Annotated in this window: 16 protein-coding genes; 13 read left to right on the top strand and 3 right to left on the bottom strand. The window is 57.4% G+C overall.

Annotation, left to right across the window (positions count from 1 at the left end; all coding sequences use genetic code 11):
* Nucleotides 1-150 precede the first annotated feature (150 nt).
* The 9 genes from AC58X1_RS12880 to AC58X1_RS12840 all read left to right on the top strand — a co-directional run bounded on the left by AC58X1_RS12880 (nt 151) and on the right by AC58X1_RS12840 (nt 7,954).
* Entirely contained in the window at nt 151-507 is a 357-nt protein-coding gene (locus tag AC58X1_RS12880; RefSeq protein ID WP_049695271.1) for a metalloregulator ArsR/SmtB family transcription factor, read from the top strand.
* 29 nt (nt 508-536) lie between these two features.
* Complete coding sequence (locus AC58X1_RS12875; RefSeq protein WP_497428933.1) at nt 537-1,820, top strand: arsenic transporter; 1,284 nt, start codon at nt 537-539, stop codon at nt 1,818-1,820.
* 14 nt (nt 1,821-1,834) lie between these two features.
* A complete protein-coding gene (locus tag AC58X1_RS12870; protein WP_031324193.1) occupies nt 1,835-2,305 on the top strand; it encodes an arsenate reductase ArsC in 471 nt (156 codons plus the stop codon).
* 23 nt (nt 2,306-2,328) lie between these two features.
* On the top strand, nt 2,329-3,042 hold the full coding sequence (gene arsH / locus AC58X1_RS12865) for an arsenical resistance protein ArsH (protein WP_497428932.1): 714 nt from the start codon (nt 2,329-2,331) through the stop codon (nt 3,040-3,042).
* 4 nt (nt 3,043-3,046) lie between these two features.
* Nucleotides 3,047-3,550 carry a cyclin-dependent kinase inhibitor 3 family protein gene (locus AC58X1_RS12860; RefSeq protein ID WP_497428931.1) on the top strand — a complete coding sequence of 168 codons (504 nt, stop codon included), beginning with the start codon at nt 3,047-3,049 and terminating at the stop codon, nt 3,548-3,550.
* A gap of 25 nt (nt 3,551-3,575) precedes the next feature.
* Nucleotides 3,576-4,658 carry an ArsO family NAD(P)H-dependent flavin-containing monooxygenase gene (locus AC58X1_RS12855; RefSeq protein ID WP_497428930.1) on the top strand — a complete coding sequence of 361 codons (1,083 nt, stop codon included), beginning with the start codon at nt 3,576-3,578 and terminating at the stop codon, nt 4,656-4,658.
* Entirely contained in the window at nt 4,651-5,211 is a 561-nt protein-coding gene (locus tag AC58X1_RS12850; RefSeq protein WP_497428929.1) for an arsinothricin resistance N-acetyltransferase ArsN1 family B, read from the top strand. Before AC58X1_RS12855 ends, AC58X1_RS12850 begins: the two co-directional genes overlap by 8 nt.
* A gap of 560 nt (nt 5,212-5,771) precedes the next feature.
* Nucleotides 5,772-7,469: a TniQ family protein gene (locus tag AC58X1_RS12845; RefSeq protein ID WP_497428928.1), complete on the top strand. Its 1,698-nt coding sequence runs from the start codon at nt 5,772-5,774 to the stop codon at nt 7,467-7,469.
* Nucleotides 7,470-7,552: 83 nt separating this feature from the next.
* Nucleotides 7,553-7,954 carry an antitoxin Xre-like helix-turn-helix domain-containing protein gene (locus AC58X1_RS12840; RefSeq protein ID WP_497428927.1) on the top strand — a complete coding sequence of 134 codons (402 nt, stop codon included), beginning with the start codon at nt 7,553-7,555 and terminating at the stop codon, nt 7,952-7,954.
* 30 nt (nt 7,955-7,984) lie between these two features.
* Here AC58X1_RS12840 and AC58X1_RS12835 read toward each other — a convergent pair whose 3' ends face one another.
* Both AC58X1_RS12835 and AC58X1_RS12830 read right to left on the bottom strand, forming a co-directional pair.
* Entirely contained in the window at nt 7,985-8,413 is a 429-nt protein-coding gene (locus AC58X1_RS12835; protein ID WP_497428926.1) for a hypothetical protein, read from the bottom strand.
* Complete coding sequence (locus tag AC58X1_RS12830) at nt 8,410-10,263, bottom strand: DEAD/DEAH box helicase (protein WP_150570325.1); 1,854 nt, start codon at nt 10,261-10,263, stop codon at nt 8,410-8,412. The genes AC58X1_RS12835 and AC58X1_RS12830 overlap by 4 nt, the downstream gene beginning before the upstream one ends.
* 948 nt (nt 10,264-11,211) lie before the next feature.
* Here AC58X1_RS12830 and AC58X1_RS12825 point away from each other — a divergent pair.
* Nucleotides 11,212-11,781, top strand: a complete 570-nt coding sequence (locus AC58X1_RS12825) for a TetR/AcrR family transcriptional regulator (RefSeq protein ID WP_497428925.1) — start codon at nt 11,212-11,214, stop codon at nt 11,779-11,781.
* A gap of 60 nt (nt 11,782-11,841) precedes the next feature.
* Entirely contained in the window at nt 11,842-12,318 is a 477-nt protein-coding gene (locus tag AC58X1_RS12820; RefSeq protein ID WP_497428924.1) for a nuclear transport factor 2 family protein, read from the top strand.
* Nucleotides 12,319-12,323: 5 nt separating this feature from the next.
* Here the strand turns inward: AC58X1_RS12820 and AC58X1_RS12815 are convergent, their stop codons facing one another.
* Nucleotides 12,324-13,193 (bottom strand): helix-turn-helix domain-containing protein, encoded by an 870-nt coding sequence (locus tag AC58X1_RS12815; protein WP_150570328.1) that lies wholly within the window; start codon nt 13,191-13,193, stop codon nt 12,324-12,326.
* Between the two features lie 131 nt (nt 13,194-13,324).
* Here AC58X1_RS12815 and pobA point away from each other — a divergent pair, with 131 nt between their 5' ends.
* Together pobA and AC58X1_RS12805 are read left to right on the top strand one after the other, a co-directional pair.
* Nucleotides 13,325-14,509, top strand: coding sequence for a 4-hydroxybenzoate 3-monooxygenase (pobA, locus tag AC58X1_RS12810; protein ID WP_497428923.1), 1,185 nt, complete (start codon nt 13,325-13,327; stop codon nt 14,507-14,509).
* Nucleotides 14,510-14,570: 61 nt separating this feature from the next.
* Nucleotides 14,571-15,296, top strand: coding sequence for a transporter substrate-binding domain-containing protein (locus tag AC58X1_RS12805; RefSeq protein ID WP_497428922.1), 726 nt, complete (start codon nt 14,571-14,573; stop codon nt 15,294-15,296).
* Nucleotides 15,297-15,374: the final 78 nt, after the last annotated feature.

Here is a 15,374-nt window from a genome sequence, read left to right as displayed (position 1 = left end):
CCAGTATAGGGCCCAGAGCGAGGGCTTTTTCCAGTTTTATGACGTCCCGTAAGGCGAGGCGATTGTAAATATCTGCTTTACCGTATATTCGAATGGGCATATATTTGGATTTCCAGATATTGGCCGTACACGCATTCCCCAGGAGGTCACATGCGGGAAACACTGACTCCCCCCATCGTTTTCAAATGCCTGGCTGATGACACCCGGGCCCGGATGACCCTGCTGATCGCCCGTGAAGGCGAACTCTGTGTCTGCGAACTTACCCACGCGCTGGAGCTGAGCCAGCCGAAGATCTCCCGGCATCTTGCCCAGTTGCGCGAGGCTGGAATCCTGATGGATCGCCGCAAGGGTCAATGGGTGTACTACCGACTGCACCCCGAACTGCCGCAGTGGGTGGACGCGATGCTGAAGGGAGTGGTCGATGCCAACCAGGAATGGTTGAGCCCCGATGCATTGCGCCTTGCCGAAATGGGCGAGCGGCCACAGAGCCCTGTTGCTTGTGCTTGAGACTTCCCTTCGCTGATTGAGTTGTAGTCATGCTGATCGCATTTTTGATTTTCCTGGTGACGATCGTTCTCGTCATCTGGCAGCCCAAAGGCCTGGGCGTGGGCTGGAGCGCCGCACTGGGGGCCGTCGTGGCGCTGCTGGCGGGCGTCGTGAGCCTGTCCGATATTCCCGTGGTCTGGCAGATCGTCTGGAACGCTACCGCCACTTTCATCGCCGTCATCATCATCAGCCTGCTGCTGGATGAGGCGGGGTTCTTCGAGTGGGCGGCATTGCACGTGGCCCGCTGGGGCAATGGCAGCAGCCGCAAGCTGTTCGCCTTCATCATCCTGCTGGGCGCCGCCGTCTCGGCGCTGTTCGCTAACGACGGTGCGGCACTGATCCTGACCCCGATCGTCATCGCCATGCTGCTGGCCCTGCGCTTCTCCCCGGCGGCGACGCTGGCATTCGTCATGGCGGCGGGCTTCATCGCCGATACCGCGAGCTTGCCGCTGGTGGTGTCCAACCTGGTGAACATCGTTTCCGCCGACTACTTTGGCATTGGCTTCAGCGAGTACGCCTCGGTCATGGTGCCGGTGAACCTGGTCAGCATTGCCGCCACCCTGGGAATGCTGCTGTGGTTCTTCCGCAAGGACCTGCCGCGTACCTATGAACTCGACCAACTGAAGGCTCCCGAAGCCGCTATCCGCGACAAGGCTACGTTCGTTGCCGGCTGGTGGGTGCTGGCGCTGTTGCTGGTCGGCTTCTTCGCCATCGAGCCGCTGGGCGTTCCGATCAGCGCCATCGCTGGTGCCTGTGCGCTAATCCTCTACCTGATCGCCGCGCGCGGGCACGTGATTTCAACCCGCAAGGTGCTCAAGGACGCGCCTTGGCAGGTCGTGGTGTTCTCGCTTGGCATGTACCTCGTGGTCTATGGCCTGCGTAACGCCGGCCTTACCGACTACCTGACGCAGATCCTCAATGTCTTCGCCGGCTACGGGATCTGGGGCGCATCCCTCGGGACGGGGCTGCTCGCCGCTGGCCTGTCGTCGGTCATGAACAACATGCCCACTGTGTTGGTAGGGGCCTTGTCCATCCATTCCGCCGAGGCTACCGGTATCGTGCGCGAGGCCATGATCTACGCCAACGTCATCGGCTGTGACCTCGGTCCGAAAATCACCCCCATCGGCAGCCTGGCCACCTTGCTGTGGCTACACGTGCTGGCCCGCAAGAACATCGTCATCACCTGGGGTTACTACTTCCGCACCGGCATCGTCCTGACGCTGCCGATCCTGCTTGCCACCTTGGCCGCATTGGCCATCCGCCTGAGCTTTTGAACCGGAGATACCTGATGAAAGTCTTGTTCATGTGCACCCACAACAGCTGCCGCAGCATCCTGTCCGAGGCGCTGTTCAATCACCTGGCCCCCGAGGGTATGGAAGCTGTGAGCTCTGGCAGCTTCCCAAGCGGCAAGGTCAATGAGCGGGCACTGAAAACCTTGGAAGCCGCCGGTATCCCCACCGCTGGTCTTTCAAGCAAGGCCTCGGATGCCTTCGAGAGCTCTCCTCCCGACATCGTTGTCACCGTGTGCGACCGCGCTGCCGGCGAAGCCTGCCCGATTTTCTTCGGTCCATCGCTCAAAGCCCACTGGGGCCTGGCCGACCCTTCGGCGGTCACCGGGAGTGAGGCAGAAATCGAAGAAGCCTTCCAGACAACACTTGCGAAGATCGATGAGCGCGTGCGCGCCTTCATTGCGCTGCCTTTCTCGCAACTGAGCCAGGACGAACTGAAAGCCGAACTTGCCCGCATCGGCGCGCTGTAGGCCCTGGATCAATGGAGACCGAAATGAACGACCACCTGCCCAATGTCCAACCAGAACTGATTGATCTGCCGTCGCTGGAGCGGCTGGCGCCGAAGGATCCTTCCACACACAAACCGCGCATCCTGCTGCTGTACGGATCGACCCGCGAACGCTCATTCAGCCGCTTGATGGTCCAGGAAGCTGCGCGCCTGCTGGAAGAGTTCGGCGCCGAAACGCGTATTTTCGACCCTTCCGGCCTGCCGCTGCCGGATGACGCTCCGCACTCCCACGAGAAGGTGCTGGAACTCCGCGAGCTGATGCAATGGTCCGAAGGCCAGGTGTGGTGCTCGCCCGAGCGTCACGGCTCAATGAGTGCTGTCTTCAAGGCACAGATCGATTGGGTACCGCTGGCCATGGGCGCCGTTCGCCCAACCCAGGGCAAGACCCTCGCCGTGATGCAGGTTTGTGGAGGCTCGCAGTCTTTTAACGTGGTAAACCAACTGCGCGTGCTTGGCCGCTGGATGCGTATGTTTACCATCCCGAACCAGTCGTCGGTGCCGAAAGCCTTCCTGGAGTTCGATGAAGCCGGGCGCATGAAGCCGTCTTCTTTCTACGATCGACTAGTCGACGTAATGGAGGAACTGACCAAGTTCACGCTCCTGCTGCGTGATCGCCAGGACTATTTGGTAGACCGCTACTCCGAGCGCAAAGAGTCGGCGGAAGAACTCTCCAAGAGAGTCAATATTCGGTCTATTTGAGGTCATGAGCATGTCGCATCCTTACTCATTTAAATCGTTGCCCCATACTCCGGGTGCGCTGATTTTTACGCCTTGTCCGGGCACGCAGGCCACCGCTCTCGCTGAAAGCCTGGAGACGCTGAAGCAGGCTGGTGCCGTGGCGCTGGTTACCCTGATGTCGGATACAGAGCTTCAGGAAAACGGCGTTGGCGAGCTTGGCGTCGCGGCCAAGCAGTATGGGTTGGAGTGGCACCAGCTGCCGATCGAGGATGATCAGGCCCCGGATGAAAACTTCGAGGCCGGGCTGGGAGAGATCCGCCACCAGTTGGACGCTTTGCTCGCATCCAACAAGACCCTGGCCATCCACTGCAAGGGCGGCTCCGGCCGCACCGGGCTGTTCGCTGCCCGTCTGCTGATCGAATCCGGAATGCCGCGCCGCGAGGCGATCGCATGGGTGCAGGAGCTGCGCCCACGGGCGATTCAGAAGCCTGCGCACATCAACTACATCAATCAATTCGGCGAAGACTGAGCGCTCGAGCCAGACAGGAGAGACCATGGCCACCGACGGCGAACTACTCGATGTCATCGTGATTGGCGGCGGGCAGTCCGCGCTGACGGTGGCCTATTTTCTCAAGCGGGCCAAGCTGTCGTTCCTGCTGCTCGACGCCGAAGAGGCTGCGGGCGGGGCCTGGCGCCATGGCTGGGACTCGCTGACGCTGTTCTCGCCATCCGCTTGGAGCTCGATCGCGGGCTGGCCGATGCCGCCAGTCACCGAAGGTAATCCCGATAGGGATCACGTGGTCAGCTATCTGGAACAGTACGAGGCGCGCTACGGGTTTCCTATCGTTCGCCCCGTCAGCGTCACGGCGGTGGAGCGAACCGGGCGGGGCCTTCGTGTTCGCTCGACGAACCGCGACTGGGAAGCCCGTGCCGTCATCAGCGCAACGGGGACTTGGAGCAAGCCCTATATTCCGGTTTATCCGGGGATAGAGCTGTTCCGGGGGCAGCAAATTCACTCCGCCAATTACCAGTCTTCAGAGGCTTTCCGAGGAAAGCGGGTGCTGGTCGTTGGTGGTGGCAACTCGGGGGCGCAAATCTATGCGGAGCTGTCCGAGGTCGCCGACGCAACGTGGGTAACCACGGAGGAGCCGGCGTTTCTGCCTGATGACGTCGATGGCCGGGTGCTGTTCGAACGGGCTACCGAGCGCCTCAAGGCTCAACAGGAGGGCCGTGTTATCGACGCACCGGTCGGCGGGCTTGGCGATATCGTCATGGTGCCCCCGGTGGTCCGGGCCCGCGAGCGAGGAGCCCTACGGTCTGTAAGGCCTTTTGTCTCATTCGCGCCTGAAGGGGTCGTCTGGCCCAATGGTGAGAAAACCCAGGTCGATGCGGTGATCTGGTGTACTGGATTCCGGCCGGCGCTGGATCACCTGAAGGCACTGGACGTGCTGGATGACTACGGTAGGGTCGAGGTTGATGGGGGGCGCTCTATTCGCGAGCCGCGCCTCTGGCTGGTCGGATATGGCGACTGGACCGGCCTGGCCTCGGCTACGTTGATCGGCGTCACCCGTACCGCGCGCAGCACAGTCAACGAAGTAGTTGAACACCTGAACAGCTTGGAGCAGCCGGATGCATAGCGGAATCGAGATTCGGGTCGCCAGACCAGAGGATGCAGAAGAGATCCAGATCATCTACGCGCCCATCGTGCTCAACACGGCCATCTCATTCGAGGAGGCAGTGCCGAGCGTGGAGCAGATGCGTGAGCGGCTTGCCACGACGCTGCAAACCTACCCCTATCTGGTAGCGGTGCATGAGGGGCGGGTAGTCGGCTACGCCTACGCCAGTCAGCACCGGGCGCGTGCGGCGTACCGCTGGGCGGTGGATGTGACGGTCTATGTCGCCGAGGACCAGCGCCGCAGCGGGGTTGGTCGGCAGCTCTATGACGTGCTGCTGCCAGTTCTGAAGCGTCTGGGATATCGCTCGGCGTATGCCGGCATTGCCTTGCCGAATGAAAGCAGTGTCGGGCTGCACGAGCGACTCGGTTTCCAGCACATCGGTACGTTTCCGCAGGTCGGATTCAAGCTCGATGCTTGGCATGATGTGGGGTATTGGCGGTTTGATTTCGGTGACGAAGGCCTTCACCCCGAGGCTCCAATAAGCTTTCTATCCCAAATCCCAATGCCACGTTAGAGCGTCCCAGCCCCCGCCGTTGCTGGCTGCGACAGCTTTAATTCTCTAAATTTCTTTGGTTCTGTCTTGCTGCTATTCGGATGACCACGAAATGCTGACGCAGGGCCTGTCCTACGCCCTCTTCGCATGGTGCCGTGACGGCCAGAGTGAAACGCACAACTGGTCGCCGCAGGTGCAAGCACTCAGCCTGGCATTTCTGACTTGAGGGAGCCTCCTCAAGACCTCGCTAAAATCGCGCTGTTTTGCGTCGCGCCCACCCGGGAGCTTGCGGGCGTTATTGTACGCTTGTACAGGCGTACTTCCGCGAGAAAGGGTGAGGGTATCTTGTGGTTGTGAATTTCCGGGTACACCCGTAATTACTGATGTATACGTGTTTTGTATCGAACAAATACTGAGCGGGATATAGCGTGCAACGGTGTCAAAGTACTATGACTAATTGACGTCGTGCTTTGTGTAAATTTTCAAAAGTCCTGACCCTGGTACAGGATTTGGTGTGTTACAAGTATACCGATCACTGGATATGCGTCCTTTCCGAGCCCTACCTTGTAAGTCGGTAACTGATGTCTGATCTTCTATTTTTCCCTATGTCGATGCCGGACGAGATGCTGCACTCTCGTATCACGCGCTACCACTTCCTTTCAGGTAACAGAACCGTAGGGGAGACTTTCCGCGATCTGTTTGGCTCGAATCCCTTCAACGTCGGTATGCTCCCGAAGAAAATTGAGGTGCTTGCTGCCAGGCTTCCAGGTGTCACAGCAAGCAATCTTGACGAGCTGATCTGCACCAACACTACCTTTCCCGCTTACCGACCATTTCTGGGGATCAGTGAAGGGGCGGAAGGGCTTTCGACAGGTTTCAGCTTCACTGGAGTAGCCCGAATTCCCCGCAGGGAGGGGACGGTCCACTGCAAGGCAAAACTCTGTCCAACCTGCGTTCAGCAGGACCTTCTCGAATTGGGTTACGCCTACTGGCATCGCTCGCATCACTTGCCTGGTGTGTCCGTCTGTTGGCGTCACGGTGACCTGTTGATGCAAGCATGCCCGAGATGCTCTCACCCATTCTTCAGAAAGAATCGGATGCTACCGAGCCTTTCTGAGCCGTGTGTATGCGGTTGGAGCACGCTCACCCCTGCGCCAGTGAGTCAGGGTGCTCAGCTTGAAAAGAAATTTGCCCAATTCGCACACGAACTGCTACAGCGCAATTTACCGCCGATGAGTAGTGATGCTTTGTGTTCCAGCTATTTACGACAATGCAAAAAACGGGGCTTCATACACGGAAGGTTTGCTGGAACAGCAAAGCTGTTTGACAGCATTCGTGATACATATGGCGATCAAGCCTTGTCGCAGATGTGCAGCGCCTACGCCGCGGGAAAGCATGAGCAGTGGATAAGGTTTACTTCCCACAATGGGCAGATGGACATGCCCCTTGCACGGCATATGATTATCGCGCTGCACTTGTTCGGCAGTGTTGATGCGTTTGAAAGTGCCTTGAAGAAAGAAAGCGTACTTCAAAGTATTGCAGGTGCTAGGCTGCGCGGGCTGCAAGGTAAACCACTCGTGGGCAAAGAGGCCCAGTTTCGTCAGAAAATTGAAACTCTCTTGGCGATTCGGGCGGACATCAGCTTGGAATATCTCTGGCAGAATGCCTATAAGGCGACACGGTGGCTTTACGAGAACGACAAGTCGTGGCTGATGGCGAAGCTCAGCAAGCCAAAACCCACGCCTATTGAGGTTGAAAGCGCCACTGACCCTCGTGACAAAGAGTTTGCTGCCATCTTGATTAAGGGGGCTGAGGAGATGTATCGGATTTCGAGAGGGCAGAAGCGGGTAAACATTACCAATTTACAGAATTTACTCCCGATCAATCTGCGGAGGCATTGCGCAACCCGTAAGCACAAATTTCCCCTAGCTCTAGAACAGGTTGATCTCCACTTGGAATCGGTTTGGCACTTCCGGTTGAGGAGATTGATTTGTGCTGTTGACGATATGGTTAGACTTAACCTTCCGATTAACACTGGCAGCCTCCATGTGGTTTCCAGCGTTGCAAACCCGGTATTTCACGTTTTAGTGAGCTTCTTCGAATGGGATTTGGAGGGCTTCGCAAAACATGGCGTAGATCCGGAGGCTCTACTCAGATCAACTGGCGTATCACGAGATTGGCAGGGACCTCCCGGCTTCAACGTTGTTCTTGGTGGAAACGCTTACTACCGCAATAGGCCATCGAGCGGTTTTTTGGAAAACGCGAATTATTTGGAGTGATCGAGTCCGGTACAAGGACGGTAGCAGCTTTGATCGCCCGCTTGGTCAGCGGTAAGCTCATTAAAAGCGTAGGAGTTGAAATCATGATCAACAGACAGCGCCTCAGAGGTGAGCAGTGTTCGGTCGGCTTGAAGGTCGCGCTTCGAATCATCAATGCCTGGCGAGCAACACCGGCGCAGGCTTGCAGCATCCTACGGATCTCTCAATCGACCTATCGCCGCGCTGCGCGGGGTCAGGAGTGTGGGCAAAGACTGGATTTGGATCAGCAGCAGCGGATTAGCCTGGTGATAGGTATCCACGGATTCTTGAGAGTTGCATTCAGCAACCAGGATAATGTGAAGGGCTTTCCAGGGTTCAAGAATGCCAACCCATTCTTTGAGGGGCGCACGCCTCTGGAGATCATGGCCCAAGGAGACCTGATCTCTCTGTACGAGACGTATCGGCGTATTGAGCAGATTCACTGCGGCGATATCATCGCTGCTTGACGATCAGCCGCAGTGAGGAGAAGACGAGGGTTAGGCTACCAACCGCAGACGAGGAGCGATTGCGAGGTAGTCTTGCGGCATGGTCGATAGGATCGCGGCGACGCTCTCCTGTGGCAGCCGGTCAGAGAGCAGCGCTTCAAGTTTAGCCAACCGTTCTTGAACGGCGCGGGTGCGATCCCACTGAATGGCGAAGCGCTTAGCAGCGACCTTCTGCTCGACAAGCACCAGATGACGGCTGAGGTCGTAGGTGTAGCGCATGGTGACCTTGTTCGACGATCCGTCATCATCTGCCTCGTGGAAGGTCAGCTCGAACACCAAGCCCTGAGAGGTTTTCCGGGCCGAGGACTCGACGTAGTCATCCTCGAAGAGATTGTCGATGAGCTCACTTGGCTGAACGCCACGGGTTACGTGGAGAGTCGAGAGCTCATCAACCAGTATTTTGATGGATTCAAGACTCATTTCAGCATTCTCCTCAGTTCGTTGATGATCACTTCCACGTCCTCAATTGACCTGGTCAGCAAGCCATTGTCGCGGTCAGCAACCCTACCGAATTTCTTCGCCAGCTTGGTGTTGATAAAGCTAACCAGTATACCGTCGTTAGGTGTGTTGGGTTTCACCATCGGCAGGTGGTTCTTGAATATCGGATAAAGGGTAGAAGCTTTTTCTGGGATCTGCAGGTCGCTGAGCAAGGTCGCGACCTCGTCTTGAGCCTTCTTCGTCAAGATCTCGCGCAGCTGCTTGCGGGCGATCTCGGGCCGCTTTTCCACAAGGTTGGGATCTATAATCTGAGCCGCTTTCTTCGTCTCGGCGTTGAGAAACACGCTTTTGAGCTGCGCCAGAACATCCGCGTCGTAACCCTCGAGACCAGCAAGGGCCTGGACCTTTTGAGTCGCGATGGATTCGACCTCGGCCCTTTTCTCGGAAAAGATCTTATTGAAGTCCAAGTCTACAAGGTAGGAGTCCTGGTCACTCACGAACGCTTCAGAGGTGGAAACACCACCCAACTCCTGCTCTTTGCGGGTGTAGTCCTCATCCGTGATGGTGTAGTCGCGGGTTCGCTGATGTTTCGCCCGATCAACCTCTGTCTGGAAGGCCATCCACATCGCGTCCAGGCCGGTTTCCTTGTGATAGATCACCACGGCGTTGTTATCGATCTCAAAGGCCGTGATTTCCTCTTCCGGAATCGCGCGCAGGACTCTGCCGACGATCTGTGCAAAGGCGTTTTCGCTTCGGTAGGGCCGGAAAAGCGCAAGAACTGTGAGGTACCGATGGTCGTAGCCTTCCATAAGCATGTTCACGGAGATGACGACATCGCATTGATGGTTGTCGATTACTCGAAACGCTGCAGCGATATCGGCCTGATCCATGTAGCTGTGCACGACAGCCACCCTCAGGTTCTTGGATTGATACCAGGTGCGCAGGTCCTCAGCATGGGTGATGCTGCAGCCAACAGCGAGAATCTTGTGAGGCACTTTTGGAGAGGTTTTCCGAAGCTCATCCAGCTTCTGAATGCTCAGGTCGATAACGTCCATTGAGCATTCTGGAGACAGGGCGACGCTACGCTCTACCCACTCTCGGTCCTTGTATTCGAGGACTTGTTCCTTGGATAGCCGGGTACCTGGCTGCTCAGCGATTGTGAAGTAAAGCTCGTGAGCACTGACGGTCTCTTTCCTTAGCCACTTCACGTACCGATCACGCATCACCTCAGAAAGCGGCGTCTTGTGGATCAGCTTACCTGGCACTTCCTGGTTGTCGCCGCGGAATGGGGTGCCTGTCACGAAAATCTTCTTTGCCTTGGAGAAATGGGCCAAGGTCTTTTGCCAACTGCCCGCCGGCGCATGGTGCCCCTCATCGATGATGATCAGGTCGAAGAAGTCTGGGGCCACCCGCTTAATTAGTGACTGTCCGCGCTCGTTGTACACCTGTTGGATGTTCGAGTAGACGAAATGGGCCTGTTCCAGGCTGGACTGATGTGTATCTGACGTGAATTCACACGTGACCGGCAGATCCTCAGCACTGAAAATCACATCGAAATTGATCCAGAAATTGTCTTCCAGCAGGTCCTGGGTCTTTCGGATGCTCTGTTTGGTGACCAAGCCCGGTGTGATGATCAACACGCGACCCTTTGCCAGGCCAAACGGCACGATAGAGATCAGGCCACTTTTACCTGTGCCGGTCGGCAGGACGATCAGCGCATCTTCATTGGAGTTTTCGAAATGCTCCAGTGCTTTGATGTAGGCCTCGATCTGCGGGCTGCGCAGCTTCTTATTGCCGAGGATGTTAGCTGCCGTTTCGGTGAAGTAATTCATAGACAGTCGAGTTTCCTATCGGCGGCGCGCGCCAAGGTGCCCGCGCGCTGGGCTACTGCTCGGCGACGGGGAGGACAGAATTGGAATTGTTCGAGGTGCAGCAGACGTGTGCATTGAAATATCCATATTTCGGGCCAGGCATCAGCAGGCGTTTGTGATGACTGAGCGTGAGCGCTATGACTGATTGTAGCCCAGTGATATCACGCTTTGGGGCCTGATTTCCTTGCGAATGCGGTTCACGGCACCATGCAAATGAACGTTTTTACCTCTGATGGCTTGAGGTACGTGTCATGACGATATGCTGAACATGTAGGCACGCAGTATGAACTGCATCAAGCTCAGCGAAGTGCCCTACTAGCATGCTTTACCTTACCGACGGACAGCCCGCTCGCTCAGGCCACCTGGAGATGGGGGCGGACGACCTTGAGAATAATGGGCTGACCGCTGATAGGCTGGCTGTTTGTGTCAAACTTTAATCCGAAAAGCGAGTGGGCTTTTTCGACAGTGTGCTTGGCTGTGTCAAACTATATTTAGTTTTCGGGCGGTACCCCCGTCGCTGAACCCAGCGGATTCTGGGGGCCTCTGTGTCAAACTATGTTCCGAGCACCCAGTTGGTTGGCCATGCAATATGGCTGACGCGAGTTAAACGCCCTCCCGGATACACCACTCGGCCGCGATCCAGAGTAGATCTGTACGCCGCCAGCGGATAGTTAGTGGGAACACAACCGGGGCGACAAGGCTGCTCCGGTTGCGATTGGCTCGCAGCCTGATCCCTTGCCTTCATCGCTACAACTGCGAGCATGTTGCCGCCGACACCGATCTCACCGCCATCTTCAGCCCCCCACGGTGATATGCCGGCTACTTGGCTTTCCCCAGCGCTCACTCATCTATTCGAAAATTCAGCAGTTGCTGCTTGAATGTAGAGAACGATCGTTCTACATTTAATCCATGGGCAGACCAACGATAGATCATCGAGACCAGATCCTCGCAACCGCCGAAAAACTCATTTACCAGAACGGTATTCATGCCACAGGCATGGATCTACTGGTGAAGACCTCTGGCGTGTCACGCAAGGGCATCTACAACCATTTCGCTACCAAGGATGAGGTGGCCGCTGCGGCGCTGAGTGCGCGCGATGTGCGATGGATGCAATGGTTTAGAACAGAGTGCGACAAAGCGGCTACGCCGTATGACCGTGTGCTTACTATGTTCTCTGTTTTGAAGGGCTGGTTCGAATCCGAGGGTTTTTGTGGCTGTGCCTTCATCAATACAGCAGGCGAGGTTGGGAATCCCGATGATCCCATCCGCCAGATCGCAAAGCTGCACAAGCAAAAGCTCCTGGACTACACGCTTGAACTGACCGAGCAATTGAACACCGAGCAACCGTTGGTGTTAGCCAGGCAGTTACTGGTGTTGATGGAAGGCGCAATCACCATGGCGCGAGTCATGGGTGATCATCACGCCGCTGATGATGCAAAGGACGTTGCGCGGATGTTGCTGAAGCAGTTCACGCCCTAACGCTTGAGCTGCAGAGAAACAACTCAAACTTATCTATCCTGCTCGACTGGAGTCACGACCATGTCCAATGCCCAAACTCGCCCGCCACTTCCTCCTTTCAAGCGCGAAACAGCGATTGAAAAAGTTCGACTGGCTGAAGACGGTTGGAACAGCCGGGATGCCGAGAAAGTCTCGCTCGCTTACACGCTGGATACCAAATGGCGTAACCGCGCTGAATTTGCCGCCAATCGCGAAGAAGCCAAAGGCTTTCTCACCCGCAAGTGGAAAAAAGAACTCGATTATCGCCTGATCAAGGAGCTCTGGGCCTTTACCGATAATCGCATCGCCGTTCGCTACGCGTATGAGTGGCATGATGACTCAGGTAACTGGTTCCGCTCCTACGGTAACGAGAACTGGGAGTTCGAATCGGATGGCCTGATGCATCGTCGTTTCGCCAGCATTAACGACATGCCTATCAAGGAAAGCGAGCGCAAGTTCCACTGGCCACTGGGCCGCCGCCCGGATGATCACCCAGGCCTGACCGAGCTTGGCCTGTAAAGCATCTAAACCTCCCGGCGTTGCAGCCGGAATTCCTTCGGCGTCAGCCCGGTAGCCCGCTTGAAGAAGCGCGAAAAGTAAGCCTGTTCGGCAAAGCCCAGACTGTCGGCCACCTGGCCGATGGTCATTGAGGTGTAGACCAGGTTGCGCTTGGCCTCGAGGATCACCCGCTGGTTGACCAGTTGCAGCGCAGACTGGCCGGCAAGTTGCCGACACAGCGCATTGAGGTGGGCAGTGCTGACGCCGATCTGCCGGGCGTAGTCATCAATCTGCTGGTGTTCCCGGAAGTGCTTTTCTATCAGCTGCGCCAGATGATCAAGGTGCTGCATCCCGCGCTCACGGGGTTTCGCGATGTGCTGAGCACGCTCGCGAGCACGCCGTGAGATCCATACCAGCAGGGCACACAGCAGCGACTGCAACATCAAGTCGCGCTCCGGTCGGCGCAATACGTATTCCTCGGTCAACTGGGCGAACAACTGCTCCAGGTAGGCTCGGTCTTCGCCAGCCAGGTAGCAGTGTGCCTCAGCCATTGGCTTGCCTTCGAGCAGCGGCGCAAAGCGGTCGAGTACCGGCTTGGCCAAGCTGATCACATAGCCTTGGATGTCCTCGGAAAAGCGAAACCCGTGAATGCTCATCACCGGAACGATCTGTAAGGCACCACCGCTTACTTGCTGTTCGACATCTTCGACCACGACTCGTGCCTGCCCGGCCTGCACGTAGAGCAATTGCGCCAGATCGCCGTGGCGGTGGGTCTTGATTTCCCAGTCATGCAGACGACTGCGCTCAGGAATCGACTCGCAGTGGATCAGATCTGGCGTCGGCCAGGACGTCTCGCCGTAGAGCTTGAACACCGGGATGCCATTCACATTCGCCATTGCCGATATCCGCAGATCCTCGAAAAGTCCTAAAAATAAAGCAGAAAGTGCCTTCTTATGGAACCTCTATCTGCGAAAAATACAGAACGACTAATCGTAACCCTGAGCCCCGGCTCATGAGGATAAGAACAATGAAGACTCAAATTGCCATTATCGGGGCGGGTCCGTCTGGACTGCTGCTCGGCCAACTGCTGCAAAACGCCGGTATCGACAACGTGATCATTGAGCGCCAGAGCCCTGACTATGTCCTCGGCCGGATCCGCGCCGGCGTGCTTGAGCAAGGTATGGTTGATCTGCTGCGCGAGGCGGGTGTTGGTGCACGGATGGATCAGGAAGGGCTGGTGCACGATGGTTTCGAGCTGGCCTTCAACGGTCGTGTCGAGCACATCAACCTGCGCGAACTGACTGGCGGCAAGACCGTGATGATCTACGGCCAGACCGAGGTTACCCGTGACCTCATGCAGGCTCGCCGGCAAAGTGGTGCGCCTACCTACTACGACGCCAGCGATGTGCAACTGCACGAGTTGAAGGGCAACAAGCCTTACGTCACGTTCATCCAGGACGGTAACCAGGTGCGCATCGACTGCGACCTGATCGCCGGCTGCGATGGCTATCACGGCGTTTCCCGCAAATTGATCCCGGACGGCGTGCTCAAGGAATTTGAGCGGGTGTATCCGTTCGGCTGGCTGGGTGTACTGGCCGATACGCCGCCGGTCAACGAAGAACTGATCTACGCCAGCCATGAGCGCGGCTTTGCCCTGTGCAGCATGCGCTCGCCCACGCGCACTCGTTACTACGTGCAGGTCGCCAGCGATGAAAAAGTCGAAGACTGGTCGGATCAGCGCTTCTGGGACGAACTCAAGAGCCGTCTGCCCGAAGCCGTTGCCGCCAAGCTGATTACCGGCCCCTCCATCGAGAAAAGCATCGCGCCGCTGCGCAGCTTCGTGGTCGAGCCAATGCAGTATGGCCACCTGTTCCTGGTCGGGGATGCCGCCCACATCGTCCCGCCTACCGGCGCCAAGGGCTTGAACCTGGCCGCCAGCGACGTCAGCACCCTTTACCGAATCCTGCTCAAGTACTACCACGAAGGCCGCCAGGACCTGCTCGAGCGTTACTCGCAGATCTGCCTGCGCCGAGTCTGGAAGGCCGAACGCTTCTCTTGGTGGATGACCTCGGTGTTGCATCAATTCCCGGGCACCGACGCCTTCAGCCAACGCATGCAGCAGACCGAACTGGAATACTTCGTGAGCTCGGAAGCCGGGCGTAAAACGATTGCGGAGAACTATGTTGGCTTGCCGTACGAGGCGGTGGAGTGAATGATGGGCGCCACTCCTATACCCTCGGCAATCCAGCCAGCCATTGCAGCGGAACCCTGACATGCACGGGATGACCCCAGAAGTATTAGCCGATCTTGCTCCCGAAGGAACGCTGCGAGTTGCGATCAACTACGGCAATCCGGTCCTCGCCCAGCAGGGCGCTGATGGCACACCCTTGGGCGTGTCCGTTGCCTTGGCCAAAGCGCTGGCCGCTGAACTCGGTGTCGAATTGCAGATAACCGGCTTCGACGCCGCCGGCAAGGTGTTTGCGGCGTTGGACCAAGACCTGTGGCGTGTTGCGTTCCTGGCGATCGAGCCGGTGCGGGCCGCTCAGATCGATTTCACCGAGCCCTATGTGCTCATCGAAGGTACTTATCTGGTCAAGCGTAATTCAGCCTGGCAGCACGTGGACGAGCTCGATCAGGCTCAAACCCGTATCGCTGTGAGCAAGGGCGCGGCCTATGATCTGTATCTGTCCCGTACCCTGCAGCATGCGCAGTTGGAGCGTGCAGACACGTCCCCTGCCGCCGTGGATCTGTTCATCGCCAATGGGCTGGATGCCGCGGCAGGGGTGCGTCAGCCGCTGGAGCAGTTTGCCTTGGGTAACCCTGAGTACCGGGTAATGGACGGCGCGTTTACCGCTATTCGCCAGGCCATGGCAGTGCCACGCGGCAGGGATGCCGGCGCTGCATACGTTCGCGGGTTCATCGAGCGACGCCTGGCGCAAGGCTTTGTTCGTGGGGCGTTGTTGGCGAGCGGTCAGGCCGACGTCAGCGCGCCTCGCTGACCCTGGCCGACCAGCGTCAGCTCCCTGGCTGAGTAGCTGTACTACCCTGTTGCGAAGACGTCCGAACTTCATACGGGG

The organism is Pseudomonas sp. PGPR N4 (genome assembly GCF_059693665.1).
The sequence above is the reverse complement of the archived record's forward strand: the minus strand, read 5'-3'. Positions and strand labels throughout refer to the sequence as shown.